General features: G+C 64.6%; 27 protein-coding genes and 1 pseudogene. 13 read left to right on the top strand and 15 right to left on the bottom strand.

Features of this window, described 5'->3' with window-relative positions:
- Positions 1 to 20 precede the first annotated feature (20 nt).
- Complete coding sequence (locus NKJ06_RS15415) at positions 21 to 494, bottom strand: MarR family winged helix-turn-helix transcriptional regulator (protein WP_352633856.1); 474 nt, start codon at positions 492 to 494, stop codon at positions 21 to 23.
- A 120-nt stretch (positions 495 to 614) separates the two neighbouring features.
- On the opposite strand from NKJ06_RS15415, the gene NKJ06_RS15410 reads away from it, so the two are divergent.
- Together NKJ06_RS15410 and NKJ06_RS15405 are read left to right on the top strand one after the other, a co-directional pair.
- Complete coding sequence (locus NKJ06_RS15410; protein WP_502905621.1) at positions 615 to 1,436, top strand: p-hydroxycinnamoyl CoA hydratase/lyase; 822 nt, start codon at positions 615 to 617, stop codon at positions 1,434 to 1,436.
- A gap of 24 nt (positions 1,437 to 1,460) precedes the next feature.
- Positions 1,461 to 2,978, top strand: a complete 1,518-nt coding sequence (locus tag NKJ06_RS15405) for an AMP-binding protein (RefSeq protein ID WP_502905620.1) — start codon at positions 1,461 to 1,463, stop codon at positions 2,976 to 2,978.
- A 16-nt stretch (positions 2,979 to 2,994) separates the two neighbouring features.
- Here NKJ06_RS15405 and NKJ06_RS15400 read toward each other — a convergent pair.
- Both NKJ06_RS15400 and NKJ06_RS15390 read right to left on the bottom strand, forming a co-directional pair.
- A pseudogene (locus tag NKJ06_RS15400) lies at positions 2,995 to 3,225 on the bottom strand (3-keto-5-aminohexanoate cleavage protein); the annotation flags it as partial.
- Between the two features lie 377 nt (positions 3,226 to 3,602).
- Positions 3,603 to 5,927, bottom strand: a complete 2,325-nt coding sequence (locus NKJ06_RS15390; RefSeq protein WP_502905619.1) for an EAL domain-containing protein — start codon at positions 5,925 to 5,927, stop codon at positions 3,603 to 3,605.
- Between the two features lie 232 nt (positions 5,928 to 6,159).
- Between NKJ06_RS15390 and NKJ06_RS15385 the strand changes: the two genes are divergently transcribed.
- Positions 6,160 to 6,609 (top strand): ester cyclase, encoded by a 450-nt coding sequence (locus tag NKJ06_RS15385; protein WP_352633867.1) that lies wholly within the window; start codon positions 6,160 to 6,162, stop codon positions 6,607 to 6,609.
- Between the two features lie 195 nt (positions 6,610 to 6,804).
- Here the strand turns inward: NKJ06_RS15385 and NKJ06_RS15380 are convergent, their stop codons facing one another.
- Together NKJ06_RS15380 and NKJ06_RS15375 are read right to left on the bottom strand one after the other, a co-directional pair.
- The gene (locus tag NKJ06_RS15380; protein ID WP_352633869.1) at positions 6,805 to 7,341 is read right to left on the bottom strand and encodes a hypothetical protein; all 537 of its coding nucleotides are present in this window, start codon (positions 7,339 to 7,341) and stop codon (positions 6,805 to 6,807) included.
- Between the two features lie 115 nt (positions 7,342 to 7,456).
- Entirely contained in the window at positions 7,457 to 7,783 is a 327-nt protein-coding gene (locus NKJ06_RS15375; protein ID WP_023813864.1) for a DUF1330 domain-containing protein, read from the bottom strand.
- A gap of 176 nt (positions 7,784 to 7,959) precedes the next feature.
- Between NKJ06_RS15375 and NKJ06_RS15370 the strand changes: the two genes are divergently transcribed.
- Entirely contained in the window at positions 7,960 to 8,652 is a 693-nt protein-coding gene (locus tag NKJ06_RS15370; RefSeq protein ID WP_352633871.1) for a winged helix-turn-helix transcriptional regulator, read from the top strand.
- Positions 8,653 to 8,789: 137 nt separating this feature from the next.
- Here the strand turns inward: NKJ06_RS15370 and NKJ06_RS15365 are convergent, their stop codons facing one another.
- Complete coding sequence (locus tag NKJ06_RS15365; RefSeq protein WP_352633873.1) at positions 8,790 to 8,987, bottom strand: hypothetical protein; 198 nt, start codon at positions 8,985 to 8,987, stop codon at positions 8,790 to 8,792.
- A 248-nt stretch (positions 8,988 to 9,235) separates the two neighbouring features.
- Between NKJ06_RS15365 and ada the strand changes: the two genes are divergently transcribed.
- The 4 genes from ada to NKJ06_RS15345 all read left to right on the top strand — a co-directional run bounded on the left by ada (position 9,236) and on the right by NKJ06_RS15345 (position 12,176).
- A complete protein-coding gene (gene ada, locus NKJ06_RS15360) occupies positions 9,236 to 10,366 on the top strand; it encodes a bifunctional DNA-binding transcriptional regulator/O6-methylguanine-DNA methyltransferase Ada (RefSeq protein ID WP_352633908.1) in 1,131 nt (376 codons plus the stop codon).
- A gap of 12 nt (positions 10,367 to 10,378) precedes the next feature.
- Positions 10,379 to 10,600 carry a hypothetical protein gene (locus NKJ06_RS15355; RefSeq protein WP_352810137.1) on the top strand — a complete coding sequence of 74 codons (222 nt, stop codon included), beginning with the start codon at positions 10,379 to 10,381 and terminating at the stop codon, positions 10,598 to 10,600.
- A gap of 281 nt (positions 10,601 to 10,881) precedes the next feature.
- The gene (locus NKJ06_RS15350; protein WP_352633875.1) at positions 10,882 to 11,436 is read left to right on the top strand and encodes a methylated-DNA--[protein]-cysteine S-methyltransferase; all 555 of its coding nucleotides are present in this window, start codon (positions 10,882 to 10,884) and stop codon (positions 11,434 to 11,436) included.
- Positions 11,433 to 12,176, top strand: coding sequence for a 2OG-Fe(II) oxygenase (locus NKJ06_RS15345; RefSeq protein WP_352633877.1), 744 nt, complete (start codon positions 11,433 to 11,435; stop codon positions 12,174 to 12,176). Before NKJ06_RS15350 ends, NKJ06_RS15345 begins: the two co-directional genes overlap by 4 nt.
- Before the next feature lie 43 nt (positions 12,177 to 12,219).
- Here NKJ06_RS15345 and NKJ06_RS15340 read toward each other — a convergent pair whose 3' ends face one another.
- A complete protein-coding gene (locus NKJ06_RS15340) occupies positions 12,220 to 12,807 on the bottom strand; it encodes a dihydrofolate reductase family protein (protein WP_352633879.1) in 588 nt (195 codons plus the stop codon).
- Between the two features lie 138 nt (positions 12,808 to 12,945).
- On the opposite strand from NKJ06_RS15340, the gene NKJ06_RS15335 reads away from it, so the two are divergent.
- Positions 12,946 to 13,362 (top strand): winged helix-turn-helix transcriptional regulator, encoded by a 417-nt coding sequence (locus NKJ06_RS15335; RefSeq protein WP_352633881.1) that lies wholly within the window; start codon positions 12,946 to 12,948, stop codon positions 13,360 to 13,362.
- 322 nt (positions 13,363 to 13,684) lie between these two features.
- Complete coding sequence (dinB, locus tag NKJ06_RS15330; RefSeq protein ID WP_352810135.1) at positions 13,685 to 14,932, top strand: DNA polymerase IV; 1,248 nt, start codon at positions 13,685 to 13,687, stop codon at positions 14,930 to 14,932.
- A gap of 18 nt (positions 14,933 to 14,950) precedes the next feature.
- Here dinB and NKJ06_RS15325 read toward each other — a convergent pair whose 3' ends face one another.
- The 7 genes from NKJ06_RS15325 to NKJ06_RS15295 form a co-directional block, all read right to left on the bottom strand.
- On the bottom strand, positions 14,951 to 15,979 hold the full coding sequence (locus tag NKJ06_RS15325; RefSeq protein WP_352633885.1) for a cupin domain-containing protein: 1,029 nt from the start codon (positions 15,977 to 15,979) through the stop codon (positions 14,951 to 14,953).
- 140 nt (positions 15,980 to 16,119) lie between these two features.
- Positions 16,120 to 17,721, bottom strand: coding sequence for an FGGY-family carbohydrate kinase (locus tag NKJ06_RS15320; RefSeq protein WP_352633887.1), 1,602 nt, complete (start codon positions 17,719 to 17,721; stop codon positions 16,120 to 16,122).
- A gap of 163 nt (positions 17,722 to 17,884) precedes the next feature.
- Positions 17,885 to 18,613, bottom strand: coding sequence for an SDR family oxidoreductase (locus tag NKJ06_RS15315; RefSeq protein ID WP_127327764.1), 729 nt, complete (start codon positions 18,611 to 18,613; stop codon positions 17,885 to 17,887).
- Between the two features lie 22 nt (positions 18,614 to 18,635).
- Positions 18,636 to 19,895 carry a sugar ABC transporter permease gene (locus NKJ06_RS15310; RefSeq protein WP_352633889.1) on the bottom strand — a complete coding sequence of 420 codons (1,260 nt, stop codon included), beginning with the start codon at positions 19,893 to 19,895 and terminating at the stop codon, positions 18,636 to 18,638.
- Entirely contained in the window at positions 19,892 to 20,713 is an 822-nt protein-coding gene (locus NKJ06_RS15305) for an ATP-binding cassette domain-containing protein (RefSeq protein WP_352633890.1), read from the bottom strand. Before NKJ06_RS15305 ends, NKJ06_RS15310 begins: the two co-directional genes overlap by 4 nt.
- 90 nt (positions 20,714 to 20,803) lie before the next feature.
- Positions 20,804 to 21,874 (bottom strand): ABC transporter substrate-binding protein, encoded by a 1,071-nt coding sequence (locus NKJ06_RS15300; RefSeq protein WP_352633892.1) that lies wholly within the window; start codon positions 21,872 to 21,874, stop codon positions 20,804 to 20,806.
- A 253-nt stretch (positions 21,875 to 22,127) separates the two neighbouring features.
- Positions 22,128 to 23,012, bottom strand: coding sequence for a helix-turn-helix domain-containing protein (locus NKJ06_RS15295; protein WP_352633894.1), 885 nt, complete (start codon positions 23,010 to 23,012; stop codon positions 22,128 to 22,130).
- Positions 23,013 to 23,493: 481 nt separating this feature from the next.
- Between NKJ06_RS15295 and NKJ06_RS15290 the strand changes: the two genes are divergently transcribed.
- Together NKJ06_RS15290 and NKJ06_RS15285 are read left to right on the top strand one after the other, a co-directional pair.
- Positions 23,494 to 24,126: a hypothetical protein gene (locus tag NKJ06_RS15290; RefSeq protein WP_352633896.1), complete on the top strand. Its 633-nt coding sequence runs from the start codon at positions 23,494 to 23,496 to the stop codon at positions 24,124 to 24,126.
- Positions 24,098 to 24,391: a hypothetical protein gene (locus NKJ06_RS15285; RefSeq protein ID WP_352633898.1), complete on the top strand. Its 294-nt coding sequence runs from the start codon at positions 24,098 to 24,100 to the stop codon at positions 24,389 to 24,391. Before NKJ06_RS15290 ends, NKJ06_RS15285 begins: the two co-directional genes overlap by 29 nt.
- Positions 24,392 to 24,497: 106 nt before the next feature.
- Here NKJ06_RS15285 and NKJ06_RS15280 read toward each other — a convergent pair whose 3' ends face one another.
- The gene (locus tag NKJ06_RS15280) at positions 24,498 to 26,003 is read right to left on the bottom strand and encodes a helicase HerA domain-containing protein (RefSeq protein WP_352810134.1); all 1,506 of its coding nucleotides are present in this window, start codon (positions 26,001 to 26,003) and stop codon (positions 24,498 to 24,500) included.
- A 411-nt stretch (positions 26,004 to 26,414) separates the two neighbouring features.
- Between NKJ06_RS15280 and NKJ06_RS15275 the strand changes: the two genes are divergently transcribed.
- A complete protein-coding gene (locus NKJ06_RS15275) occupies positions 26,415 to 26,720 on the top strand; it encodes a hypothetical protein (RefSeq protein ID WP_352633902.1) in 306 nt (101 codons plus the stop codon).
- The last annotated feature ends 200 nt before the right edge of the window (positions 26,721 to 26,920 follow it).

Below are 26,920 nucleotides of genomic sequence, written 5' to 3'. Positions count from 1 at the left end.
ACCGCTGAGGCAGCCCCCCCTCAGTCGTCGTCCGTCCAGATCAGGCGTAGCAACCGCAGCAGCGTTGCCCGCTCCTTTTTCGTCAGCCTGTGCAGGAACCGGTCCTCGTGCCGGCGAACCTGTTGCCGCCATCCGGGCATGGCCGCTCTGGCGGCCTTCGTCAGGGCAAGCACCTGCACGCGTTTGTCCCCCGCATGGTCGTCGCGTTCGACCAGTCCGCGTTCTTCCAGTTCAGCGAGCAACGGCGCCATGTTGGCGCTCTTCATGCCGAGCAGCCGACACAGTTCTGCGGCGCGGATGCCGGGCTTCTCGTCGATCAGCGCCAGCATGGCATAGGTGACCGGACGCAGCGCCGCGTCAGTCAGTTCGACCGCGAAATCATTCAAGGCAAAGGCCGAGGCGCGCCTGAGATTGTAGCCGATCTGCGCATCGAGTGCGTCTTCGGCCATAGCGCCTGGCGCGCTGCGGCTGGTGTGAACCTTTTTATCGTCCATGCTGCAAGCGATCACCGCGATCAAAGACCTTGTCAAGCGAAAAAGACTATGCGACATAGCAAACACGATAGCTATGCAGCATAGCAATTTCTACTAATATTAAAGGCGGAATGGGAGGACATGACCATGACCGAAGAGACCGTTGCCTTCGACGTCGAGAACGGCATCGCCTGGGTGCGCTTCAACCGGCCGGACAAGCGCAACTGCATGAACCCGGCGCTCAACCGGCAAATGATGGAGGTTCTCGACGAGCTTGAATTCCGCGACGACGTCGGCGTGCTGGTTCTGTCCGGCGAAGGCAGCGCCTGGTCGGCGGGCATGGACCTCAAGGAGTATTTTCGCGAGACCGAAGCCAAGGGGCTTGGGGCCATCCGCAAGGCGCAGTCCGAAGCTTATGGGTGGTGGCGGCGCTTGCGCTGGTACGGCAAGCCGACCATTGCCATGGTCAATGGCTGGTGTTTCGGCGGCGGCTATGGCCCCCTCTTCGCCTGCGACCTCGCCTTCGCCGCCGACGAGGCGCAGTTCGCTCTGTCGGAGATCAACTGGGGCATCCTGCCCGGCGGCGGCGCGACCAAGGTGGTGGTCGACCTCTTGTCGATGCGCGACGCCATGTACCACGCGCTGACCGGCGAGCTCATCGACGGCAGGAAGGCCGCCGCCTGGAAGCTGGTCAACGAAAGCCTGCCGCTGGCCGATCTCAAGGCGCGCGTCACCGAGGTTGCGAATGTGCTGCTGAAGAAGAACCCGATTGCCCTGAAGGCAACCAAGGACGCCATCCGCCGCGTCGCCGAGATGACCTACGACAATGCCGAGGATTATCTGGTGCGGGCACAGGAGGCGGCCAATTCCCACGACAATGACGGCCGCAAGGAAGGCATCCGCCAGTTTATCGACGAAAAGAGCTACAAGCCGGGTCTCGGCGCCTACGACAAGGCGCGATAACCCACCGACGCAATCTGGGAGGAGATGCGAATGCCGGCCTGGACGACGCCAGATCCCGTGGCCCTGCACGCCGGGACGCAGCCGGATCGTATTGCCTGCGTTGATCTGGCAACCGGCCGGCGCTGGACCTACGCCGCTCTCGACGAGACCATCCAGCGCGCCGTCCGGGTCCTCGAAACCGGCTATGGTATCGAACAGGGACAACGGATCGCCACGCTTGCGCGCAACAGCGCCGACCTCCTCATCCTGCAGCAGGCAGCGATGCGGCTCGGCGCCATCTTCGTGCCGCTCAGCTGGCGGCTCGCCAGTGCCGAACGGCAGGCGATCCTGGCCGATTGCGATCCGGTCCTGCTGCTGCATGACACCGTCCTTGAAACGGTGCTGCCCACGGGCCGCACGCCAATCGAAGTCACTGCCTTCGCGGCGGCGGTCGAGGCGCAGGTGCCGGCAGCGCGCCGTCCGTTGCCGGCCAGCGATGCGCCATCGATCATCCTCTACACGTCGGGCACATCAGGCCGGCCGAAAGGGGTTGTTATCACCGAGGCCAACGCCTTCGCCACCGCGGTCAATTTCGGCGTGCTGGGGCGGGTCGGCAATGCCAGCGTCTTCCTCTGCGACGCGCCGATGTTCCATGTCATCGGCCTCATCACCAGCCTGCGTCCACCGCTGTTGCAGGGCGGCACGGTGCTGATCTCGTCCGGCTTCGACGCCGGCGTTACCAACCGCCGCCTCGCCGATCCTGCGCTTGGCATCACCCATTATTTCTGCGTGCCGCAGATGGCCAGGATGCTGCGCGACCATCCCGATTTCGCGCCTGCGCACTGGACCTCGCTCACTGCTATCTTCACCGGCGGCGCGCCCAATCCTGCTGCCGACATCCTCTGGTGGCTGGCACAAGGCGTACGCATGGCCGATGGTTTCGGCATGACCGAGGCCGGCACCGTGCTCGGCATGCCGGTCGAGGCCGACCGGATCACAGGCAAGCCGGGCTCGGCCGGTCTGCCGGCTCCGATGATCGGCCTGCGCATCGTCGATGGCGATGGCCGCGACGTCGCCACCGACGAGCCAGGCGAGATATGGCTGTCCGGCCCCAGCATCACGCCGGGCTACTGGAACCGGCCGGAAGAGACTGCCCGCGCCTTCACCGCCGACGGCTGGTTCCGCACCGGCGACATTGCCAGGCGCGATGAGGAAGGTTTCGTCACCCTCGTCGACCGCCTCAAGGACATGTTCATCTCCGGGGGTGAGAACGTCTATCCGGTCGAAATCGAAATGGCGCTGCTCGACCATCCCGACATCACCGAAGCAGCAGTAATCGGCATCGCCGACGAGCGCTGGGGCGAAGTCGGGCGCGCCTTTGTCGTGCTGAAGTCAGGTTGCGTTCTCGATCCGGGTGATCTGGCAAGCTACTGCGGCGAGCGCATCGCCCGCTACAAGGTGCCGAAGGAATTCCTGCTCACCGATGCACTGCCGCGCACCGCATCCGGCAAGATCCAGAAACACATTTTGCGCAGCTGGACAGCACCGGCCGGGCAGACCTGAGGCGCCTCTCCGCTGCTCAGCCCGCGGGCGCACCGCGAAAAATTGCTACGGCAGCAGCGACGATTTCCGCATTGTCCTGCGCCACAGTTCCGTCGGCGAGCGTCTTGCCGTCTTCCAGCCCGACCCGCGTCGACCAGCGCTTGCGATGCGCAAGCCCGACGAACGGCCAGACGGTGACGTCGGCGCCGTGCAGCAGGATCGGCCGCCGCACCCCGGCGCGTTCGAGCACGGCGGCGATGCCGTGCGCCTCACCTCGGACAAGGGAAGCGGCAATCTAATCGCGCGGCGGTAGAACTGCCAATCTCCCCCCTCGTGGGGGAGATGCCCGGCAGGGCAGAGGGGGGCGTGACGGATCGCCAGCCCCTCTGATCTAACTTCATAACTGCTACCTACTGCGAGGCAGGTCAAAGAAAAGATTTGACTACTCGGGTCAGCGGGACAGCGCCCCCCTCTGTCCTGCCGGACATCTCCCCCACGAGGGGGGAGATCGCAGCATCACCGCCGCGCCCTCCTTCTGTGGCATTTGAATAAAAGCCACCTGTGGATATTTACTTCGCGTTCCGCCAGGCCCGGCAAGATGCAAATTAGGGCGGGATCATGGAGGGACCATTGACCAGCGATTTTTCAGCCGCCCGCATCCACCTCGAACGTGCCTATCACTATCTGCAAGGCAATGACGAGACGAGCCGCGCAGCCTGTGACGCCTTGGATCTGTTGATCGAAGCGGTGGCGGAAGCACAGCATAGGCGACCCGAGGCTGGCGTGCTGGAGTTTCCGCGATCGACGGCGCGGCGAACCGGTTAGGATGTGTTGCGTTTCAGGTTGGGCCGGCCTGACCTGAAACGCGGCGCAGCGGGATCCCGATGCCTTGCGAGCCGGCTCGGTCGCGCGCGAAACAATCGCCTCCAGCGGCTCCGGCCGGTGCAGCAAAAACCCCTGACCGTAGGCGACGCCCATGTCGCCGAGCATCGTCAGCGTTTCCTGCCGTTCGATCTTCTCGCCGACTACGTCGCAGCCGAGGCTGCGCGCGATGCTGGTGATGGCCAGCACGATTTCTCGGTCGAAGCGACTTTGCGTGATGTGCTCGATGAAGGAACCGTCGATCTTGATTGTGTCGACGGGGAAGCGCCTGAGATATTCGAACGAACTCATGCCGGCGCCGAAATCGTCCAGGCTGACCCGACAGTGCCGCTCACGCGCCTTGCGAACGAATTGTTCGGCGGCGTCGAAATTGGTGACGGCGGCGGTTTCGGTGATCTCGAAGCCGATGCCCGAATGCGGCGCTCCGGTCTCCTCGATGATGCTGTCGACGAACGCCCACAGCTGCGGATCGCTCAACGTCTGCGCCGACAAGTTGAAGCCAAGCGTCAGCGCGCCCGAGCGCAAGGCGGCGCCATGGCGCGACAGCGCGGTGCGGATGATCCAGCGGTCGAGCCGCGACGCGATACCAAAGCGCTCGGCCACCGGAATGAACTCGCCGGGCGGCACCAGCCGGCCGTTGCGTGCGATGAGCCTGGCCAACACTTCGACATGGCGGCTTTCCTGCCAGGGCCGGCCCAGCAGATGGATTTCCTGGCCGAACAGTTTCAACCGTCCGTCTTCCATGGCATCGACGGTGTCGGCGGCGACGCGCGCGGCATTCAGCCCGCCCGATCCCGCTTCCGCTGCCGCGGAGAACACCGCGAAACGGTTGCGTCCGGCAGCCTTAGCCGCGTAACAGGCGTCGTCGGCGCAGGCGAGCGCGTCGGCGACGGTGGTGCTGGCATCGTCGATGAAGGCGATGCCGATCGAGGCCGCCAGCTTGCGGGTCGACGCGGCCAGGCCGAGATCCGCCTCGCGCACGGCGCCAAGCACGGCAGCGGCGATCCTCTCGGCCTGTACGGCATCGCAATGTGGCACCAGCAGTGCGAATTCGTCGCCGCCCAGCCGCGCCGCGTGTGCTGTCGCCGGCAGGCAGCCGCGAATGCCGGCTGCAACGCTCTTCAGCGCCAGGTCGCCGGCGGCGTGGCCGGCAAAGTCGTTGAGCGCCTTGAAGTAGTCGAGATCGACATAGAACACCGCCAGCGGCGCACCCGCCGTGATATGGTCGGCGAGCAGCCGGTCGAAGGCGGAGCGGTTCCACAGGCCGGTCAGCGCGTCGTGGCGGGCGGCATAGGCGAGTTCCTGCTCGCGCTCCTTGTCCTCGGTGATGTCGCGCACCGTACCGAGGATCTGGCCGGCAGCACCCGCACCGGTGATGAAGCGCACCAGCGATTCGACATGCCGGACCTGGCCGTCCCGCCGGATGATACGGTATTGCGAGGCCGTGACACCGTCCGAGCCGGGCGGCGGCAGGTGGGCCTGCTCGGTGGCCTCCTTGTCGTCGGGGTGCAGATAACTGTGCCAGAGGCCGGCCGTCACCTCGTCGGTGTCGGCAACGAGGCCGAATATGTCCCTGGTGCGGGCGTCCCAATAGCTCCTGTTGGTGGCGATATCGTAGTGCCAGATGCCGGTGCCGCTGGCGGCGAGCGCCAGGCGAAAACGCACATTGACCTGCTCGAGCTGGGCTTCGGCCGCCTTCTGCTTGGTGATGTCTGTCTGCACACCCATCAGCCTGAGCGGTTTTCCGGTGGCGTCGCGCTCGACGATGCCGCCGCGATCGAGCACCCACACCCAGTGGCCCTGCTTGTGCTTCAGCCGGAGTTCGGTCTCGATGGCATCGGTTTGGCCAGCAATGTGGCGGTCGCCGCTGGCCAGCGCCCGCTCGCGATCGTCGGGATGGGTCAACTGCAGCCACAGGTCGCTGGTGTTGGCCAGTTCGCTCTCGTCATAGCCCAGCATCCGCGCCCAGGTCGCCGAATAGAAGCAGTCGCCGGTGCGGAGATCCCAGTCCCAGACGCCAAGATGGGCGCGTTCCAGGGCCTTGGCCCAGAACGTTCCATTGCGACTTTTCTTATCCCGACCAGCCATCGTCTGTTTCGCTCATCCCCACTGCGGGGCAATCTGCGGCAAAACCAGAGAAGAAAGCGTTACTTGGGCTGAGACAGGCGGTTCCGTGCCTCCTGACCTGCCACCTCTGCCCTCTCGCTTTTCGATTGGCCGGCAAGAACCGGAGTTTTGCCCGCGCCGGATCGTCCTAGTCATGGCTCCAGGTCGTCGGCCAATCCGATGATCGCGTTGCAGAGACAAAGAGGACCTCCCAATGACTAGCCAAGAAGACAATAAGGCCGTCGTCGTCAGATGGTTCACCGACTTCTGGGGTGAAACCTGCGACCTGTCCGTCGTCGACGACATTGCCGCGCCCGACATGCTGCTGAAATATTCGCTGCACGAGCCGCGCCGCGGCCGCGACGACATCAAGGCCTTCATGACCGACTTCCGCGCCGCCTTCCCGGACCTCAATTTCTGGGCCACGGCCGACCTGATCGCCGAGGGCGACTATGTCGTTGGCCAGTGGGAGGGCGGCGGCACGCACACCGGCCCGGCCTTCAGCGATTTCCTCGTCGGTTCGCTGCCCGCCGCCACCGGCCGCACCATGCGCTTCACCGGAACCACCGTGCTGAAGGTGGTCGACGGCAGGATCGTCGAGGAGATCGGCCTCGACGACGGCGTCGCCGCTCTCACCCAGCTCGGCCTGATCAAAACCGCCTGATCGAGCCGCATGATTGAAAAGGGGCCATCGCCGCCCAGGGGACGGCCCCTTTTTGGATCGTGATCGGAGCTTGACGACAAGCAGCCTGCAATCGTTGGAAGCCGGAGCATCCCGACTTTCGCGGGAGAGCGGCCAGGCGGCATTGGCGCCGCCTGGCTTCATAGCTTGCTGGCCCGGCGCTTACTGGCTCGGCGCTTACTGGCTCGGCGCCGTCGCGTGCTCGCATGACACTTTCGGGTTCATGTCGGCGAAAGTGCCGGTCGGGTTGCCCTTCCAGGCCCAGACATGCAGTTCGTAGAATTCACCCAGCCCATAGCGGTTGGGCGCGCTGTTGAAGTTGAACAGCTGGCCGTCCAACGATGCCGGCCCCTTCGAGGAGATGTATTCGACCGCCACCAGTTGCATCGTTCCGTCGGCCATCGGCTCGTACATCACGGCTTCGGGACGGGCGATGTCGATCTTGTCGTCCTTCAGATACTGGCCGTTGACATAGTGAATGCCCATGGCGCCGCCGGTGACGCCGCTGGCGCAGGGAATGGGCGCATAGCCCTCCGATGTAGCGGCCTTGACGTCGAGAAACCGGCTGTTGGCGGCCCGCACCTTGTCGGCCAGCGGATTGGGGACGGACGCAAGCGCGGCCGCTTGCTGATGCGCCTGTGCGAAGCTGGTGCAGACGGCCAGCATGGCCCCTGCCATGAGAAGTCTGTTGCGAAAGTTCGATATCATCTTCATTCCATTCTTCTTGAAAAAGCCCAGCTGGCCGGCCGCCGAAAATACGGAGGCCCGGCGGGCAAGCGCTGTGGCTGTTGTTGCTTGGAGATCCCGAAAACGATGCCAGGGATGCCGGTCATCCCTTCGGCAGATACGGGATCGTTCCGGCCAGATCGGTGTTGTCGATCATCTGGAAACGGCTGTCGCTGCCGCCCTGACGGGCCGAAACGAAGGGCGCATAGGCCGGATCGTTGGTGAAGGCTCGGGCCGCCGCTTCCGACGGGAATGCCATGAGGGCGATCAGCGTGGTGTCGAGCGGCTTGCCTTCGAGCGTTTTCACATTGCCGCTGCGCGACAGATATCTGCCGCCATGCTTGTGGACGAGGTCATGCACCGACGCGGCATAGGCCGGCACCCACTGCGGGTCGTTAATCTTGATGTCTGCGATAACGTAAGCGGTCATGATAGTCTCCTGGTTGCGGTGCACAGGAGCATCCCGTGCAACCTGCCAAAGGGCTCGCATGGCAAGGCGCTCGCCAACCAGTCCGCGATCTGTACTGGGGTAGTACAGTTTCCGTACTGGCCGCCTCATTCATGAGGGCCTAATGTTCGGCCCAAGTTGGAAGGAGAGGCGCAATAATGACCCAGCACGGATACAAACAGTTCTGCCCGCTATCGATGGCCGCCGAGGTGCTGTGCACCCGCTGGACGATGGTGCTGATGCGCGAACTGGTGGCGGGTTCGACCCGCTTCAACGACCTGCGCCGCGGCGTCCCCAAAATGTCGCCAACCCTTCTGTCGCAACGGCTGAAGGAGCTTGAGATCGCCGGTATCGTCGAACGCGGCGAGGTTCAGGGCGAGAAGGGGATCTTCGATTATCGGTTGACGGAGGCCGGCCGGGACCTGCGCCCGGTCGTCGAGGCGATGGGCTTCTGGGGGCAGAAATGGGTCGAGTCCCGGCTGTCGCTCAAGAACCTCGATCCGTCGTTGCTGATGTGGGACATGCGGCGCAATTTGAACCCCTCGCCGCTGCCCGAGGGGCGCACGGTGATACAATTTCTGTATCAGGACCTGCCGGCGTCCAAACGGTCGTGGTGGCTGATCGTCGAGAAGCACGGCGAGGTCGATCTGTGCTGGTACGATCCGGGCTTCGACGTCGACCTCTACGTCTCGACCGACCTGCACACGATGACGGCGATCTGGATGGGATTGCTGACCGTCGAGAAGGCCGGCGCGAAGGTCGCCCTGACCGGCGACCAGGCCATCGGCAGGAAGATGCAAACCTGGCTCGGGCTCAGCCCGTTCGCGATCGAACCCAAGCGGGCGGCGTAGGAACGGATGCTTCAATCGGATAGTACTTGTCCTCATAAGCCTCGATCAGAGTTGCGAGAACATCGAAGCGATCACCATCGAGAGAGCCGACCTCCGGCTCATTCTCGAATTAGTAGCGCGACAAGACCTGCGAGTGGCTATAGGTCCTTGTCTGTCGGGTTAAAGACCTTCCGGGCTTTCAAATCGCCCCAGTAAAAGGTCAAGGCCAGCAATGCTGGAAAACCGATGCCGCCGACAACAAACAGCGCGATTCGGCCAAACCACCGGTAAGCTAAAACCCCGACAAAGCAGAGGATCATGGTTCCTATGAAACTGCTAAAGGGCGCTGGCATCATGGACAGTTCGTAGCAGAACTTCGGTCAGCGGTCATCCGGGTTTGTCAAAGGGATAATCGCCAATGTGATTTCGGCGAGCGCCCAATCGTAGTCGGCTTCGGTCTCAACGGGTCGAATGTTTTCCATCACACCTTCTCCAGATCAATCTCGTCATACTCTTTGTGCATCCCGACGAATAGGGCTGCATCCTCCTGACAGTTGGCAGGAAACGGGTGGCGGGGCCGGCTTTTGGCGGCTTCAATGCGGCCATGTTCATCACCCTGGCCAAGAATCTGAAATCCGCGCCGCTGCCGGTCGCCGACGATCCGCGCTGGGCGCGCATTGTCGCCCGCGACAAGTCTGCCGACGGCGAGTTCTGGTATTCGGTGGCGACGACCGGCGTCTATTGCCGGCCTTCCTGCCCGTCGCGGCGCGCCAACCCCAGGAATGTGCAGTTGCACGGCACGCTGGAACAGGCCAGGGCGACCGGTTTCCGCCCGTGCCGGCGCTGCAATCCGGACGGCCCTTCGCTCGAGGCCGGCAACGCCGCGATGGTCGCCGACGCCTGCCGCAGGATCGAGCAGAGCGAGGAAGAACCGTCGCTCGGTGAGCTGGCGGACGCCGCCGGCCGCAGCGCCGGCTATTTCCACCGCATCTTCAAGGCCGTCACCGGGCTGACGCCGAAGGAGTATGCCGCCGCGCACCGCGCCGCCAGGGTCCGCCGGGGCCTGGAAGACGGCGCCAGCGTGACGACGGCGATCTACGATGCCGGCTTCAATTCGAGCGGGCGTTTCTACGAGAAATCGACCGGCATGCTCGGCATGACGCCGACGCGCTATCGCGCCGGCGGCACCCATGAGAAGATCCGCTTCGCCGTCGGCGAATCCTCGCTCGGCACCATCCTGGTCGCCTCGAGCCAAAAGGGCGTCGCTTCGATCCTGCTCGGCGACGATCCCGACGCGCTGGTGCGCGACCTGCAGGACCGTTTCCCCAAGGCGCGCCTGATCGGCGGCGACCGTGACTACGAGGCGCTGGTCGCCCGCGTCGTCGGTTTCGTGGAAGCGCCGGCACTCGGCCTCGACCTGCCGCTCGACGTGCGCGGCACCGCCTTCCAGCAGCGCGTCTGGCAGGCCCTGCAGGACATCCCCATCGGCCGCACGGTTTCCTATGCCGAGATCGCGCAGCGCATCGGCACGCCAAAGGCGGCCCGCGCCATCGCCGCCGCCTGCGCCGCCAACAATCTCGCCGTCGCCATTCCTTGCCATCGTGTGATCCGCAGGGATGGCGCGCTATCCGGCTACGCCTGGGGCGCAGAGCGCAAGCGCGCGTTGCTCGACCGTGAGGCGGCCGTCGGATCGAGCGTGGTGAGGACACCCACGTACCGGTCTTCGCGGGCCTGACGAGGACCCGCGATGCGCGCGATGGCAAGCTCTCCCGATGCGAACAGCCAAACCCAAGCTGCCGCCAGCCGCAGCATCCAAGACGCGAAATCACGGGTGATGGCCGCCATCGGCGAGCTTGTCGATGGCGGCAAAGCCGAGTGGAGCCGCACCGCGACCGGCGAGATCGAGTTGCGACTTTTGACCGGCGAGGTGTTCGTGCTTGGCGAGATATTCGTCACACGCGTCGAATGAGCACCATCAGCGCTCTACGGCGCCCCCCTCTGTCCTGCCGGACATCTCCCCCACTTGTGGGGAGATTGGCTGTCATCGCGGCCTTCGCCAATCTCCAACGTTTCAGGACGAGAGCCGGCGCCGGAACTGCCAATCTCCCTCCTTGTGGGGGAGATGTCCGGCAGGACAGAGGGGGGCGCCGTAGAGCACCTACCTTGGAGATTCGAATTTGAAAGCAAGCACCGGAGTGAGAGACGGAAGGCACACGGCTAGGTTCAGGCACAGACAAAGGAGTGAACGCAATGAACCTCATGCAAACTCAAATGGCCGCACCGGCGACCGTCCATGCCGCCCTCGACACCATAACCTACGCAATCGGGCAATCCGCAATCGGCAACATCCTGGTGGCGCGCAGCGATATCGGCGTCTGCGCCATCCTGATCGGCTCGGATTCCGACGCCCTGGAGCAGGACCTTGGCCATTGCTTCCCCGGCAAGATGCGGATCGAAGACGGGCCCGCCTTGCGCGATGATCTCGCGGCAATAGCGCGCTTCATCGAAGCGCCTGCCACCGGCCTCGACCTGGCGCTTGACATGCGCCACGGCACGCCATTCCAGCAACAGGTCTGGGCCGCGTTGCGCGCTATCCCGTGCGGCGCCACCATCACCTACACCGCACTGGCAGGCCGCCTCGGCCAACCGAATGGCGCCCGCGCCGTGGCGACCGCCTGTGCCGCCAACGCGATCGCGCTCGGCATTCCCTGCCACCGCGTTGTCCGCGCCGACGGCACGCTGTCGGGCTATCGCTGGGGCGTCGAGCGCAAGCGCGCCCTGCTCGACAAGGAGGCTACGATATGAACGCCCACGCCAAGGTTGCCACATCGGTGGTCGAAGCCGCCAAGACACGCGTCGCCGGTTACGACTGGCCGGCCCTAGCCGCCGAACTCGACGGCTTCGGCTGTGCGGTGATCGAAAAGCTGCTGTCGCCTGACGAGTGCCGCCGGATCGCCGGCCTCTATCCCGAGGAACGGCATTTCCGCAGCCACATCCATATGGCTAGGCACGGCTTCGGCAAGGGCGAGTACCGCTACTTCCGCTACCCCTTGCCCGACCTCTTGGGCGGCCTGCGCAGCGCGCTCTATCCCAGGCTGGCCGAGGTCGCCAACCGCTGGAATGAGCGCATGGGGCAAGCCATGCGCTACCCCGCTACGCATGCGGCGTTTCTCGAACAATGCCATGCCGCAGGCCAGACGCGGCCGACGCCGCTGCTGCTGCAATATGTGCCCGGCGACTTCAACTGCCTGCATCAGGACCTCTATGGCGACCTCGCCTTCCCGCTGCAGGTGGCGATCCTGCTCTCCGAGCCGGACCGGGATTTCACCGGCGGCGAGTTTGTGCTGACCGAACAGCGGCCGCGCATGCAGAGCCGGGTCGAGGTGGTGCCGCTGCGCCAGGGCGACGCCGTCGTCTTCGCCGTCCACAACCGGCCGGTGCAGGGAACCAAGGGCAATTACCGCGTCAATCTGCGCCACGGCGTCAGCCGCCTGCGCTCAGGCATGCGCCACACGGTCGGCATCATTTTTCATGATGCAAAGTGAGTGTTGTGAGGCGCTCTCTTCTCCTTGTTAGAGAAGGGCTGCCTCACCTTGCCCGTGCGTAACGGTTGACCACCATGCCGCAGGCATAGGCCTTCGAGCCGAGCAGCCGCAGGGTCTGGAAACCGCCCTGGTCGAAGATCCGGCGTCCGGCGCCCAGCACCGCCGGGTTGATGAACAGCTGGAACTCGTCGACCAGCCCGGCCGCGATCAGCGAGGAGGCGAAACCGGCACCGCCGAAGACGGCCATGTCACCGCCCTCGCCAGCCTTCAGCGCACCGATTTCGCGCGGCAGGTCGCCGCTGGCCACTGTCGTGCGCTCCCAGGCGGATTGCTTGAGCTTGTCGCTCAGCACCACCTTCCGGGCGTCGACGACGCGCTGCGCGAACGCATAGAAGGGATCGCGCGGAAATTTCTTCGCCGCACTACCCCAATGGGCTAGATAGCCCTCCTGCGCCATCTTGCGGCTGAGCAGGATGGTGTCGATGCCGGCGAAGACGGCGTTGAAGTCCTGCTTCAGCTCGTCGTCCCAGGCGCTCTCGTCACCCCATTCCCAGAGCTGCCAGGCATGGTCCTCATTGGCGCCGACAAAGCCGTCGACCGACATCTGCATCTGAAGGATCAATTTTCTCATCGTCATTCTCCTCGGGTTTGTGCGGATGCGGGCGAAACCATGGTTCGCTACGGCTTCGCCATTGGTTTACATTTGGAACCATTGACGCCAAGCCAAAAATGATGTCAATAGGAAAGTGATTTAAAAATGGAACCATAGATGTCGACGCGCGAAAAATCCGGCTGCCCGATCAACCTGTCGCTCGAACTCGTCGGCGACCGCTGGACGCTGCTCATCATCCGCGACCTGGTCTTCGCCGGGAAAAGGCACTTTCGCGAATTCCTGCAATCCGACGAAGGCATCTCATCGCGCACGCTGGCCGAGCGGCTGCAGACCCTTCAGGACGAAGGCATCCTCACCCGCAGCGACGACCCGACGCATGGGCTGAAGACGGTCTACCGGCTGACCGAGGCCGGCATCGACCTGCTGCCCGTACTGGCGACGCTCGGCGCCTGGGGCAGCAAACACCGCAAGGCCGACGATCATCTGGCGCGGATCGCCGAAGAGCTGGCGGCGGGCGGCGAGCCCGCTCTGGAGGCCATGAAGGCGGCGCTGCGGGCGGAGCATATTGTCTAGACAGTGGCGAATTCCGAGAGCAGCATTATTCTCTTCTGCAAGGTGAGTGCCGCCCCTCATTGCCCTGCCGGGCATTTCTCCCCGTAAACGGGGAGAAAGAAGCTGTCGCGGCGCCGATCCCTTTCCTGCGACGCCGCCAATTGGCGAAACGGTCGATGACAGCGTCCCTCGCCCCGTTTACGGGGAGAGGATGCCGGCAGGCAGGTGAGGGGCAGCGCTGCCGCCGCGATTTTGGGTGGCGTGATCATGTCCATCTTGACAATCACCCCCTTTTGTTCTCTATTCGTTCGCGTCTATCAGCAACTGCGGATGTGCCTTCGGGATGGAAACGACAGCCACCATCCTGCATGCCGATCTCGACGCCTTCTATGCCTCCGTCGAGCAATTGCTCGACCCGTCGCTGCGCGGCAAGCCGATCGCGGTGGGCGGCGGCGTGGTGCTCGCCGCCTCCTACGAGGCGCGCGCCTTCGGCGTGCGCGGCGGCATGCCGGGGCGCAAGGCGCGCGAACTCTGCCCGCAGCTGATCTTCGTCGGCGGCAATTTCAGCCACTACCAGCGGCTGGGCGATGCTGCTATCAAAGTGCGCGACGATTTCACCCCGCTGGTCGAGCGCATCTCCATCGACGAGGCCTTTGCCGATGTCGCCGGCTGCACGCATCTGTTCGGCTCTCCACAAGAGATCGCAACGATCATCCGCCGCCGGGTACGCGCCGAACTCGGCCTGCCGATCTCGATCGGCGTCGCCCGCACCAAGCATCTGGCCAAGATCGCCTCGCAGGTGGCCAAGCCCGACGGGTTGGTAGTGGTCGAGCCCGGCAGCGAGCTTGCTTTCCTGCACGATCTGCCCGTCGGGCTGATGTGGGGCGTCGGCCCGGCGACCAGGGCGCGGCTGGCCGAAATCGGCGTCGAGACCATCGGCCAGCTGGCCAGGACCCACAGCGGCGCGCGGACACGGCTGCTGGGTCCCGCCGTCGGCGAAAAGCTCGCCGCCCTGTCATGGAACCGCGACCCGCGAAAACTGGAGACGAAGCGCCGCGCGCACTCGGCCGGCGCGCAATCGGCGCTCGGCCTGAAGCCGGCGGTATCGCGGGTCATCGTGCCCACTCTGCTGCATCTGGCCGACCGCGTAGCCAGCCGGTTGCGCGCCAAGTCACGTCCCGGCCGCACGGTGACGGTGCGCGTGCGCTTTGCCGATCTGAGCGCCGTTACGCGCTCGATCACGCTTGAACAGCCGATCTCGGCGACAACGATGCTGGCCGAGATCGCCGGCGACCTGGTGCGCGGCGTGCTCGCCGACCACCCGCACGACAAAACGATCTCGCTGCTGGCGATCTCGGTCTCGCATCTCGAGGAAAGCTTCGAGCTGCAGCTCGAACTGCCCTTCGGCCTCGCCGATGAGAAACGCAGGCCCGGTACCAGGAAAGGCCTGGCACGCTTCGACGCCGACCGCGCCATCGACAAGATCCGCGAACGCTTCGGCAAACAGGCGGTCGGCTACGGCACGGTGGCGCTGGAAGCGGCGCGCTCGGTTCCGGATGAATTCAGGGAACTGGCCGAGAAGCAATTGTGAGCGGGAGACAGCGAGGCGCTATTGCGTCTCTTCACCGTCCCAGTAAAGCCTCACCGCCGCCATATCGAAAATACCGTCGCGCCGGCGCAAGGCGTCCACCGCCATCTTGTTGGAATCGGGATAGACGCAGACTTCATTGGGATTTCTTTCGCCGATCATCAAATAGCGGCATTGTCCGCTACCGCTGTTGAGGAAGGAATGGCCAACCGGCCGGCCGGCGGGAAAGCAGACATAGTCGCCAGCTTTCATCTCGTGGCGCTCCTCGCCAAGCAGCAGCGTCACCTGCCCTTCCAGGATCAGCGCGTGCTCTTCTTCCAGCATGTGGTAGTGCCGGGGCGCCAGGCGCATGCCGGACGCCGGCGCCTCGATCAGCATGCCGACGTGATAATCGGACCGGCCCAGAGCGGCATAGGTCAGATGCCTGGACCGGCCGCCGAACCGCGGGCCTTCGCCTTCGACCTTCCACTCGACAGCATCGCTAGCGATCGGCGGGATCGGCGCAACCGGGGCCTTGGTGACACCGGCCGTCACATCCGACGGCAACGGATCGCCGGCGGCAAGGCCGGTGTTCTCGCCGTCCCAGTAGGTTCGGATTGCCGCGAGGTCGAAGATCGCGCGGCTGCCTAGCGCGCGCACCAGCACCTTGTTGGAGGCGGTGTAGACGACAACTTCATTCGGGTTGCGCTCGCCGACGATGATGTAGCGGCACGGCGCGTCGCTGGTGTTGATCAGGCAATGCCCCGCCGCCGCGCCCGCCGGAAAGCAGATATAGTCGCCGGACTTCATGGCATAGGCGACGTCGCCGACATAAGCGGTGGGCATCCCTTCGAGGATGAAGACATGCTCTTCCTCGAGAATATGGTAATGCGCCGGCGAGGTCTGCTTGCCCGGCGGCAGTTCCTCGATCGCCACGCCGACATGATAGTTTTCGCCAAGGGCGGCCAGCGACAAATGCCGATAGCGCACGCCGAAGCGCGGCACATCGGACCATTCCGTCCACGGTACCTCATCCGATGCGAATGGCACGGGCGCTTTCTCGTCTGCCATTGGGGGCCTCCTGATCCTGTCGCCCTGCTCTCATCGCAAGCCGCAGGAGGGTCTACGACAGTACAAAGCTGCCAGCTTCAGGCATCATCGCCAAGCGGTGTTCGCCAGGCTCCTGACAAAGCCGGACAGAAGCTGCCCGTTTAACCCCTGATCGCCTTGCCGGCTTGCTGCAGCAGCTCGAACGCGGCGAAGCGCTTGGCATGCCAGCCGGCCAGCGTAGCGTCGGGATGATAGACCTCGCCGAGTTCCGACATGCCGGCCATGGCCGTCGCGACATCCTTGTAGGTTCCGGCGGCGACAGCGCCCAGCATCGCCGAGCCGAGCAGCACCGGCTCCGGCGAGGTCGACGCGACCACCACCATGCCAGTCGTGTCGGCCAGCAGCTGGCGCACCAGCGGGCTTTGCCCGGCGCCGCCGCTGACGACGATGGTGTCCACCGGGATGCCCTTCTCATGCTCGGCCCGCACGATCTGGCGCGCGCCGTAGCCGAGCCCGCAAACACCGGCGACATAGAGCCCGACCAGGCTGTCGAGGCTGGTGTCGAGATCGAGCCCGGCGATCAGCGCGCGTGCGTCCGGATCGGCGAATGGCGCGCGGTTGCCGATGAATTCCGGCACGACATGGATGCCGCCGACCAGCGCCGGCGTGGCCGCTGCCCCATTGCGGCTTTGCGCCTGCAGCGACAGCCAGGCGCTGAGGCTGAGGCCGTCGGCCTGCGCCCTCGCCGTCGCATCGCCGCTCGCCGGGTGCATGCGCACCAGATGGTCGATCGCCGCACCCGCCGCAGATTGGCCACCCTCGTTCAGCCACAGGCCCGGCACCATGGCCGAGAAATACGGACCCCAGACGCCATCGACGAAGGCCGGTTCGGCGGTCGACGACATGGTGCAGGCCGAGGTGCCGAAGACATAGGCCATGCGCGACAGAACGCTGCCGAACGCGCCGCGCGCACCGACCGTGCCGACGCCGCCGGCATGCGCATCGATCAGCCCGGCCGCCACCGCGGTGCCGTGGCGCAGGCCAAGCTCCGCCGCCGCTTGCGCGGTCAATCCGCCGCCGAGTGCGGCACCTGCCGGTACGATCTCGGTGCCGATGCGGGCGAACCCCTCATCGGCAAGCGCGCCGAGGCCAATCTTGCGGAAATAGGTCTCGTCCCAGCGGCTCTCATGCGCCAGATACGTCCATTTGCAGGTCACCGTGCAGACCGAGCGCGCAAGGCTGCCTGTGGCCCGCCAGGTGAGGAAGTCGGCGAGGTCCAGGAACTGCCAGGCGGCATTGAAGGTGGCGGGCAGGTTTTCGGCCAGCCACAGGAGTTTCGGCGTTTCCATCTCCGGCGAGATGACGCCGCCGACATAGTTCAGCACCGCTTCGCCGCTGCGGTTGATGCGGCGTGTCTGCTCGACCGCGCGGTGGTCCATCCAGACGATGATGTTGCGGTCGGCATTGCCGGACGGGCCAACCGGCAACGGCACGCCGCCCTCGCCCAGCACCACCAGCGAACAGGTGGCGTCGAAGCCGATGCCGGCGATCGCCTCGGGCGCTATGCCTGATTGCGCGACGGCCGCGCGGACGACGATGCACACCGCCCGCCAGATGTCATCGCTCGACTGCTCGACAATATCGCCGGCCTCGCGCCAGACCTCGATATCCTGCTTGGCCGAGGCGAGCAGGTTTCCGGTGTGGTCGAACACCCCGGCCCGCGCGCTGCCAGTGCCGACGTCGATGCCGAGATAGTGGGGCATGAGGAACCTCCGGTTCAGGGAATAGGGAATAGGGAATAGGCAGTAGGCAGTAGGCAGTAGGCAGTAGGAGATTAGTTAGTAGGGATAGGACGCGCGAAGCGTTTTTGAGCGGGGCCTGTAAGACTGTGCTTCCCCTACTGCCTATTCCCTACTCCCTACTGCCTCACAAATCATTGCTCTGCGGCAGAATCACCAGATCGCGGATCGTCACGTTGCGCGGCCGGGTCAGCATGAACATGACGGCCTCGGCCACTTCGCGCGGCTGCATCAGGCCGCCTGCGGCGAGCTCTTCCTCGAGCTTGGCCTTCGGCCAGTCGTCGACCAGTGCCGTCACCACTGGGCCCGGCGCTACTGCGCCGACGCGCAGGCCGTGCTTGGCGACCTGCCGACGCACGGTATGGACGAAGGCCTGCACGGCGTGCTTGGAGGCCGTGTAGATCGGCTCCCACACCACCGGGACCAGGCCGGCGATCGAACTGGTGACGATGATGTCGCCGGTCTTGCGTTCGATCATGTGCGGCAGCACCGCCTGGATCGAGCGGAAGCAGGCATTGATGTTGAGGTTCAGCATCCGGTCCCAGGCGTCGGGATCGCCGGTTGCCACCTCGCCGCCAACATAGGCGCCGGCATTGGCATGGAAGATGTCGAGCTGGCCGGCCTTCTCCAGGATCTGCGGCATCATGGTGGCGACGCTTGCCGGCTGCATCAGGTCGATCACCAGCGGGATCGCCTTGGGGCCAAGCTCGGCACACAGTTTGTTCAGCGTCGCCTCGGCGCGGTCGACCAGCACCACGGTGGCGCCGGCCGCCAGCATATGCCTGGCGCATTCGAGACCGATGCCTGATGCCGCGCCGGTGACGGCGGCAACTTTTCCGGACAGTTCTTCGCTCATGTCTTGCTTCCTGTTGAGGGGTTCAGGCCCGGCCATGGGAAACACGCGAGCGGCGGGCCAGCGAGTCGACGATGACTGCGATGGCAAGCACGGCGCCGGTGATCATGTACCGAAGCGACGAGGATAGATCGAGCAGCGTCAGGCCACTGGCGATCGACTGGATGACGATGATACCGAGCAGTGCCGAATAGGCGCTGCCGCGGCCGCCGAACAGGCTGGTGCCGCCGATGACGGCCGCCGCGATGGCGTTGAGGTTGACGTCGCCGGTGCCGGCCTGCTGGCTGGCCGAGGCAAGGCGGGCCGCCGACAGCACGCCGCCGAAGGCCGCAAGCATCGAGCACAGCACGAAGGCGCTGGAATAGATCAGCCGCACATTGATGCCGGCGCGCCTTGCCGCCTCGCGGTTGCCGCCGACCGCCGACATCGAGCGGCCCCATTTCGTCCGCGTCAGCGCGTAGTGCATTGATATGACAAGGCCGACGAACAGGCCGAACATCCACGGAATGCCGCGCGCCTGGTTGAGATAGAAGACGATGAGTTCGAGAATGACCGTGATGACGATCGCCCGCGTGATGAGCCCGCCGGTCGACGGCGCCGAGAGATTGGCGGCTCGGCGGCGCGCAACAGTGCGCAGGCCGGTGACTAGCATGACGATGCCGGGCACCGCCGCCAGCCCGAACGACACGAATTTCGGCATCATCAGCAGCTGGCCGAAATTCACCAGGTTCGAGCCGTAAGGCAGGTTGATCGAGCCGGTCGAGCCGAGGATGTAAAGCTGCATGCCAAGCACCGCCAGCAAGCCGGCGAGCGTCGAGACGAAGCTCGGCATGCCGAGCCGGTTGAACAGCAGCGCATAGAGCGCACCGATGAAGCCGCCGACGGCGATAGCGGCGAGGATGGCGAGCGCCACAGGCCAGCCCTGGTTGACCCACAGCGTGCCGACCATCGCCGAGGCAAAGCCGCTGATCGAGCCGACCGAAAGGTCGATCTCGCCGACCATCAAAACGCAGACGATGCCGAGCGCAATGACGCCGACGGTCGAGCAATCGAACAGCAGATTGACCAAATTGCTGCTCGACAGGAAGATCGGGTTGATGCTGGCGAACACCGTCCAGATGATGACCAGCCCGACGATGACCGGCAACGAGCCGAGATCGCCGGAGCGGACCCGGTCGAAGAACCTGCGGATGGCGCCGCCGACCCCGGCCTCGTGCTTGACGCGCACGTCGGCGCGGTCGAGCTGCGGCGGCACGGGGGCGGCCTGTTCGGCTTCGCGGCTCATGCGTGGGGCTCCTGGGTTTGGTCTTGCCTAGCCTGTCTGCGCTCGGCGCGCCGCGACACCGAATTGTTCGACGCGCCGGTGATGGCGCTGACCAGTTCCTGGTTCGAGGCATCGGGGGAGAAGATGCCGTTGTTGCGGCCAAGCCGCAGCACGACGATGCGGTCGGCGACAGCGCGCACGTCTTCCATATTGTGGCTGATGATCACGACGCCGAGGCCGCGGTCGCGCACACGCTCGATCAGGTTGAGCACTTCCGCCGTCTGCGCCACGCCAAGGGCGGCCGTCGGTTCGTCGAGCAGGATGAGCTTGGGTTCGAGCAGCAGCGAGCGGGCGATCGCCACCGTCTGGCGCTGGCCGCCCGACAGCGACGCGACCACTTCGCGGACACTCGGGATACGCGCCGAAAGCTCGTTGAGCAGCGTCCAGGCGCGCACTTCCATCGCCACCTCGTCCAGCCGTAGCGGACTGAGTTCGCGGCCGAGGAAAATGTTGGCGACGATGTCGAGGTTCTCGCACAGTGCCAGGTCCTGAAACACGGTGGCGATGCCGAGCGTCAGCGCCGCACTCGGGTCGGCCAGCGTCACCTGCTTACCGCGGTAGCTGATGCTTCCCGAACTCGGCTGATGCACGCCGGCCAGGATCTTGACCAGCGTCGACTTGCCGGCGCCATTGTCGCCGACCAGCGCCACAACCTCGCCGGCATGGACGTCGAGATCGATGTCGGTGAGCGCCGAGACGGCGCCGAAATGTTTCGAAATGCCGCGCAGGCTGAGCACCAGCTCGCCTGTCGGAACCGGTTCGTCCGGGGTTTCAATCATGCCAGCGACCTTTCAAAAAACGGGTTCGAGGAAGTGCGCGGTGGGGCCCCCCGGCGGGGGCCCTTACAGCGGAGCGGGCAAGGGTCGCGGTCAGTTCCCGATGCCCAGCTTCTTGCAGCCTTCCGCGTAACGATCGACGCAGAGTTCGGCCGCGGTGTTGATCTTCTTGTCGATGATCTCGGCCTTCAGGTTTTCCTGCGTCACCACGGCCGGCGTGAACAGCTGCGAGGGTGTGTCGTACAGCGTCATCTCGGCCTTCGGCGTCTCGCCCGAAAGCAGCTTGATGGCGACGTTGGCGGCGGCCGCCGCCACGATCTCGCTCGGCTTGGAGATGGTGTTGTACTGGTCGCCGGCGATGATCAGCTGCAGTGCCGCGATCGTCGCGTCATTGCCGGTCACTGGCGGCACCGGATCGACGCCTGCCGCCTTGAAGGCCGCGATGGCGCCGCCACCGGTGCCGTCATTGGCCGCGACGACGCCGAGTATCTTCGGCCCGAAGCGGGTGATCTGGCCGCCGGCCCACTGCTGCGCCTTCGGCGGCGCCCATTCCGGCGTGTCGTATTCAGCCAGGATCTGGTAGCCGCTGTTGTCGAGGCCTTCATGGATGCCCTTCTTGATCAGGCCGGCCGCCGCGTCGGTCGGCGAGCCGTTGATCTGCAACACGCCGCCGGTGGCCGGATCGACCTTCAGCGCCTTCAGGTGCTCGACCAGCGAGTCGGCGATGGCTTTGCCGATGCCTTCATTGTTGAACGAGACATAGAAGTCGGCCGGTGCTGTCGGGATCGGCCGGTCATAGGCGATGACCTTGATGCCCTGGCTCTGCGCCAGCTTGACCAGCGAGGCGGCGGCGGTCGAGTCGACCGGGTCGAGCACGATCGCCTTGGCACCCTGCGAGATCACCGAGTTGAACTGCTGCTGCTGGCGCGAGGCGTCGGCATCGGCGTTCTGGTAGAGCACCTTGCAGCCCGGGCACAGCTTCTTCATCTCGGCGGCGAAGCCGGGATAATCGTGCTGCTCGTAGCGGGTCGAGGCCTGGTCGGGCATCAGGAAGGCAACGGTGGCGTCGGTGACTTCGGCGGCCCGGGCGATGGCGGCGGTGCCGGCCAGCAGCGACAGCGCAAGGGCTGCCATGCCGGCGGACTTCAATGAAAGTTTGGTCATTCGGTCTTCTCCGTTTCTCGATATGGTTGTAAGAAGGTCGTTGACTGCTTTGGTGTGGAGACACGCCTCCGGCCTCGCCCCAAACTGCAATTGAGAACTAGGGCCCGGCGCCAGCCTTTCGAGTCCGCGCCGACATCCTCCGCTGACGGAGGATTTTTCAAGACAAGCGCTCTCCATCGCGGACCGCCTATGCGTTCCACGTCGTCATGCGAAAGAAAGTATTTCCTCCCTTGGTTCCTCCCTGGCTCCTCCGTTAAGCGGCTTTTCCCGCGTTGATGTTGTCGGCCAGCAGGCGCCTGAAGCGTGAGGGCGGCATGCCCTTCTCCGCCAGGAACTGCCGGTTGAAATTGGACAGGTTGTTGAAGCCGACCTCGTAGCAGATGTCGGTGATCGAGGCCTGCTCGTCGCTCATCAGGATCTGGCAGGCGAGGTTGATGCGCAGCCGCTTGACGTATTGCACCAGCGACATGCCGGTGTGGCGGCGAAACGAGCGCGAGAAGGCGCCGGTCGACTGGCCGGCAATGGCCGCCAGATCCGCCTCGTCGAACAGCTGCGTCAGGTTCTCCCGGATATAGGCGAGCGCCTTGTTCATGCCGGCGGTCATGTAGCCCGACGGATCGGGCCGGTAGCTGGCGCTGGCCAGCAACTGGAATTCCTGGGCGCGGCTGAGCAGGCCTGCAATCATCATGAACAGCTCGATGCGGCGCACACCCTGCGCCTGCATCACCTCTTCCATCAGCGGCGCCAGCGCCTTGCTGGTGCGGTTGGAAAACAGCACGCCGCGACGCGACGCCTCGAGCAGATGGCCAAGTCCCGCCAGTTCCGGCAGCACATGCATGGCATCGCCGATGAAGCTTTCGGAAAACTGGATGATACGGCCGCGCAGCGGGATCGAACTGTCGCGGGGGATGTCGCTCACCCAATTGTGCGGCAGGTTCGGCCCCGTCAGCACCAGATTGCCCGGCTCGAACTCGCCAATGAAGTCGCCGACGAAATAGCGGCCGTTGGTGAAGATCACCTGATGCAGTTCATATTCGGGATGGAAGTGCCAACGCACCGTGTGGAAGGGGTAGCCGTGCGACCACGCCTTGAAGGACTCACCGCGTCGTATCTGGACAACTTCCAGGTCCGGTTCCATGTCCGTTTCCTCCCGGGCCGGTACGGATCGTTGCCGCATTCGGCCCAAATTCCCTAAACCGGCCGAATTGGTTTCGGCTCTGCATTTCGAGACCAAGGTACCGGCTCATGACAACAGGCGCCACCACGATTCGGGTCGGCGGATGATACTTTTTTAACCGGCAAGGGCTGCCGAGAGGCGATATTCGGGCAGGAGGGTCAGCCTTGCTGACGTGCTGGCCATGATTTGTGGGGCGGCCGGGTCATACCTTGAAGGTCGGCGTTCGGATCTTGCCCGCAACGACATTTGGATGGGTGCAGCCTGCGAGCCCGCTTCCGGATCGGATCGGCAACAGCATCATCTAAAGATATAAATACACTACATCTGCCGTGAGAAATTTTTCTTCGTCAAACATCCGTTTGCTCACCTTCAACCATTGATTAACTACCGTTCTTCATTCTGCGAATCGCCTGCAAGGCATGGTAAATCCAGGGATTCCTCAGTGCAGATTACCTCGGACCTCACTGTTACGATACAGAAGCTGGTATCCGCCAGGAGCGGCTTTGCTGGAACAAGCCAGCCGACGTTCCTCAAAGCTGGTACGTCCTTGCGGACCGAGGCTCCGGTCATCCGACCGGGCGCCGCCAGCAATGAGGACAACACCGAGTATGACTTGTTCGGTAGCTTTAGCCGAGGCCCCAAGGCGGACGTGCCAGCGACGTCATCCGCCAGTGCGGCACAGGCCTCCACCACGACGGCGGACGACCCCTATATGCTGGCCGGCAAGGCCAATTATGGCGAACTCTATGCCGAGTATACGCGCTTCATCATCTCGATGGTCGAGGCGGACCGCCGGCACGAAGACTCCACTGTTGCCCGCTATTTCATCCCTGCCGGCGAGACGCGGGAAACCGTGATGGCAATGGACGAGCATGACTATATTTGGGCTGTCGAGGACGAGATGGGGGCCGCCGCCGACCGCAGCCCGCAAGCGCAGGCGAACAAGGCGATCAGCAACCAAAGCCTTAGCTACGCCGACGCAAGCAGGATGGACTTCCGATTCATTGTTCAGCTTGCAGAAGGCATTGCCGGCTCTGAACGCAGCGTTGGCGCGCATCAGTCCCGAGGTCGTTGAGGCGCGTCTGCAAAGTATCGGCGACGACCCGAAGCTCCAACGTCTCGCGCAACAGATGGCCAAGAACGATATTCTCTCCGCCAAGACCAACCTACGCTACGTCGACGGGATCATCAAAGGTATCGAGAGTGGCTTCAACAAGATTGATGGCGATATTCTAGTGAAGAATGACCAAGGCCAGTACCAGCTTGGTGATTTCTCGATCTCGTTCAAGGGCGAGGCGATGCTGACCTCCAAGGACACATTCAAAGCGTTCACGGGCTGAGTCTCGTCGCGGCGCCCGGCGCCTCGGCGTGAAATCTCCCGGTGCGCCCCCCCGGCCGGCTGGCTTTGGAAACGACAAGCGGTGGCCTACCCCAAAGCGCGTCCCTTCACAACGCCAGGCTCCCCTGCTCCACTTCCTCGGCATTGGGGTCGCCCGGGGCCGTGGCCCAGGCCAGCTCAACGAGCGTCACGGTGCGCCTGCCTACCCCGTCGAGCTGGCAGACGATGAGCCCCTGCTCCTCGATATAGGTCAGGAGCCGCCGGGCGCGGCGCAGCGAGTGGGAGCCGTAGGCGCGGGCAATCGCGGCGTCGCTCGGGCACGGCCAGCCTTCCTTCGCCGCACGCGCGATCATCATGAACACGCCTTGCATGTCGTCGGGCAGCAGCGAGGCACGCACCGAGACATCCTGCCAGGCGTCGTCGCCTGCCGCCATGTCGGAGCCGAGGCCGGCGCGGGCGCGCGTCAGCATGCGTCGGAACTCCGGCAGGTCGGGCACGACCGAGGCGAGGCCTTCGATGCGGCAGCGGACCACGAATTCCTGATAGAGCACGCCGATGACGCGAAAACCCGCGTCGGGCTGCGCCAGGATGGCGCGCAGCACACGGTCGACGCGCTCGCGACGCTCCGCCAGATCCTCGGCGCTGATTTGCGGCTCCACCGGTTCGGGGCGGATTTCCAGCGCCGCCGACTTCGCCGCCATCAGCTGGTCGAGCAGGTCCGGCGACGCCATCCGGCGCGGCGCGCGCACGGCCTCTAGGGGCGGGGCGGCCAGAATGAGCGCGCGAGCATCCTCCAGCGCCGCCTCCGGCATCGCCATCAGCCGCGGCGTGCCGTTGCGAGGGCTGGTGTCGGTCGGGCCGATGCGAAGCCCCAGCGGACGGCGCGACAGCGCTGGCCCCAGCGCCATGAACTGGCCGCGCTCCAGGTCGCGAAACGCCTCCGCCTGGCGCCGTTCCATGCCGAGAAGATCGGCGGCGCGCGCCATGTCGATATCGAGGAAGGTGCGGCCCATGAGAAAATTGGACGCCTCGGCGGCGACATTCTTGGCGAGCTTGGCCAGCCGCTGGGTGGCGATGATGCCGGCCAGCCCGCGCTTGCGGCCACGGCACATCAAATTGGTCATGGCGCCAAGCGAGAGCTTGCGCGCTTCGTCCGACACTTCGCCGGCCCCCGCCGGCGCGAACAGCTGCGCCTCGTCCACGACGACCAGCATCGGGTACCAGTGGTCGCGGGCGACCTCGAACAGCCCGCCGAGGAAGGCGGCGGCGCGCCGCATCTGGTTCTCGGCATCGAGCCCTTCGAGATTGAGCACCGTGGAAACGCGATGGATGCGTGCCCGCTCGCCGGCCGCCTGCAGGCCGCGCTCGGTATGTTGCTCGGCATCGATGACCAGATGGCCGTAACGGTCGCCCAGTGAGACGAAGTCACCTTCGGGGTCGATGATGGTCTGCTGCACCCAGGGCGCGCTCTGCTCCAGGAGCCGGCGCAAAAGATGCGATTTGCCAGAGCCCGAATTGCCCTGCACCAAAAGCCGGGTGGCCAACAGTTCCTCGAGATCCAGATTCGCCGGGGCGCCGGCGGTCGTGTGTCCCATCTCGATCGCAACGGTCATTTCGACTCAAGGCTCCTTTCGCAGACGGGCATATCAACTGGGTCACAGCCAGTCGAGCGCGGATGGCCGCCAGTTCCGCGTTGCGCACAGTTGCCCTGACGCGATCCGTCGGGCGAACCCTGTGGATAGTAACCAGTCGTTCACCATCATCCGGCGTTCCGATTGCAGATACCAAGCATCCGCCTAGCCTGACCTCGCATCGCGTCCCCAACGTGGTGCGTCCCAACTCCGCCCCTGGCGACCGACGTTTTCAAGTTTCTTTCACAGTATATGTCGGTCGCCAATTTGGCGTGGTCCCCCATCCTGCCCTGACATCGTATGGACCCGCTCCATGGCGCAAACTTTGGGTTGACCCGTTCGGACCGCGAGGCGACACTTCACCCAACGCTGCAGGTGCGAGGAGGAATTGTGATGGACGAACCCGAACGGTGGCGCCACATGTCGACGGCGCCGAGGGATGGGAGCCGGATCCTGGTCACGGTGCGCCCATCCGAGCAGGGGCCGGCCGAAGTCGATCTCGCCTATTGGTCACGCGCTGACCAGTTCGCCTCGGAAGGCTGGCGCGCGTCGGACTCCTCGCCAGGGCGCGTCATCGAATACGCCGAACCGGAACTGAAATGCTGGATGCCGCTGCCGACAGCCAATCTCAGCCGCGCGTCCATGCCGGCGCCGTGGGAGGGTGACGACGCCCAACAGTTGGATGGCTCAGGGATTTAACGCTTTGACGGCTGAAGATTGGCGAAAGCGGCCAAACGGCCAATCTCCCCCCTTGTGGCAGGGCTGTCCGGGGAAAGTTTTGAGTGAATCGAAATGCCGCATGTGCATGCCCCGTAAAACGGGGTTTGTCCGTCTTCTCTCTGGTTGTCGAGACTCAGAAAAGGAACGGGGCATGCGCTTTGCACCTAGCATCTTCGGGC

The sequence above is a fragment of the Mesorhizobium sp. M0293 genome (genome assembly GCF_040321735.1).
Taxonomy (GTDB): domain Bacteria; phylum Pseudomonadota; class Alphaproteobacteria; order Rhizobiales; family Rhizobiaceae; genus Mesorhizobium.
The sequence above is the reverse complement of the archived record's forward strand: the minus strand, read 5'-3'. Positions and strand labels throughout refer to the sequence as shown.

What these genes read in the sequence shown, in the direction of transcription:
- NKJ06_RS15415 (WP_352633856.1), bottom strand. Translation starts at nt 494, where the DNA reads ATGGACGATAAAAAGGTTCACACCAGCCGCAGCGCGCCAGGCGCTATG.
- NKJ06_RS15410 (WP_502905621.1), top strand. Translation starts at nt 615, where the DNA reads ATGACCATGACCGAAGAGACCGTTGCCTTCGACGTCGAGAACGGCATC.
- NKJ06_RS15405 (WP_502905620.1), top strand. Translation starts at nt 1,461, where the DNA reads ATGCGAATGCCGGCCTGGACGACGCCAGATCCCGTGGCCCTGCACGCC.
- NKJ06_RS15390 (WP_502905619.1), bottom strand. Translation starts at nt 5,927, where the DNA reads ATGGCTGGTCGGGATAAGAAAAGTCGCAATGGAACGTTCTGGGCCAAG.
- NKJ06_RS15385 (WP_352633867.1), top strand. Translation starts at nt 6,160, where the DNA reads ATGACTAGCCAAGAAGACAATAAGGCCGTCGTCGTCAGATGGTTCACC.
- NKJ06_RS15380 (WP_352633869.1), bottom strand. Translation starts at nt 7,341, where the DNA reads ATGAAGATGATATCGAACTTTCGCAACAGACTTCTCATGGCAGGGGCC.
- NKJ06_RS15375 (WP_023813864.1), bottom strand. Translation starts at nt 7,783, where the DNA reads ATGACCGCTTACGTTATCGCAGACATCAAGATTAACGACCCGCAGTGG.
- NKJ06_RS15370 (WP_352633871.1), top strand. Translation starts at nt 7,960, where the DNA reads ATGACCCAGCACGGATACAAACAGTTCTGCCCGCTATCGATGGCCGCC.
- NKJ06_RS15365 (WP_352633873.1), bottom strand. Translation starts at nt 8,987, where the DNA reads ATGATGCCAGCGCCCTTTAGCAGTTTCATAGGAACCATGATCCTCTGC.
- ada (WP_352633908.1), top strand. Translation starts at nt 9,236, where the DNA reads ATGTTCATCACCCTGGCCAAGAATCTGAAATCCGCGCCGCTGCCGGTC.
- NKJ06_RS15355 (WP_352810137.1), top strand. Translation starts at nt 10,379, where the DNA reads ATGCGCGCGATGGCAAGCTCTCCCGATGCGAACAGCCAAACCCAAGCT.
- NKJ06_RS15350 (WP_352633875.1), top strand. Translation starts at nt 10,882, where the DNA reads ATGAACCTCATGCAAACTCAAATGGCCGCACCGGCGACCGTCCATGCC.
- NKJ06_RS15345 (WP_352633877.1), top strand. Translation starts at nt 11,433, where the DNA reads ATGAACGCCCACGCCAAGGTTGCCACATCGGTGGTCGAAGCCGCCAAG.
- NKJ06_RS15340 (WP_352633879.1), bottom strand. Translation starts at nt 12,807, where the DNA reads ATGAGAAAATTGATCCTTCAGATGCAGATGTCGGTCGACGGCTTTGTC.
- NKJ06_RS15335 (WP_352633881.1), top strand. Translation starts at nt 12,946, where the DNA reads ATGTCGACGCGCGAAAAATCCGGCTGCCCGATCAACCTGTCGCTCGAA.
- dinB (WP_352810135.1), top strand. Translation starts at nt 13,685, where the DNA reads ATGGAAACGACAGCCACCATCCTGCATGCCGATCTCGACGCCTTCTAT.
- NKJ06_RS15325 (WP_352633885.1), bottom strand. Translation starts at nt 15,979, where the DNA reads ATGGCAGACGAGAAAGCGCCCGTGCCATTCGCATCGGATGAGGTACCG.
- NKJ06_RS15320 (WP_352633887.1), bottom strand. Translation starts at nt 17,721, where the DNA reads ATGCCCCACTATCTCGGCATCGACGTCGGCACTGGCAGCGCGCGGGCC.
- NKJ06_RS15315 (WP_127327764.1), bottom strand. Translation starts at nt 18,613, where the DNA reads ATGAGCGAAGAACTGTCCGGAAAAGTTGCCGCCGTCACCGGCGCGGCA.
- NKJ06_RS15310 (WP_352633889.1), bottom strand. Translation starts at nt 19,895, where the DNA reads ATGAGCCGCGAAGCCGAACAGGCCGCCCCCGTGCCGCCGCAGCTCGAC.
- NKJ06_RS15305 (WP_352633890.1), bottom strand. Translation starts at nt 20,713, where the DNA reads ATGATTGAAACCCCGGACGAACCGGTTCCGACAGGCGAGCTGGTGCTC.
- NKJ06_RS15300 (WP_352633892.1), bottom strand. Translation starts at nt 21,874, where the DNA reads ATGACCAAACTTTCATTGAAGTCCGCCGGCATGGCAGCCCTTGCGCTG.
- NKJ06_RS15295 (WP_352633894.1), bottom strand. Translation starts at nt 23,012, where the DNA reads ATGGAACCGGACCTGGAAGTTGTCCAGATACGACGCGGTGAGTCCTTC.
- NKJ06_RS15280 (WP_352810134.1), bottom strand. Translation starts at nt 26,003, where the DNA reads ATGACCGTTGCGATCGAGATGGGACACACGACCGCCGGCGCCCCGGCG.
- NKJ06_RS15275 (WP_352633902.1), top strand. Translation starts at nt 26,415, where the DNA reads ATGGACGAACCCGAACGGTGGCGCCACATGTCGACGGCGCCGAGGGAT.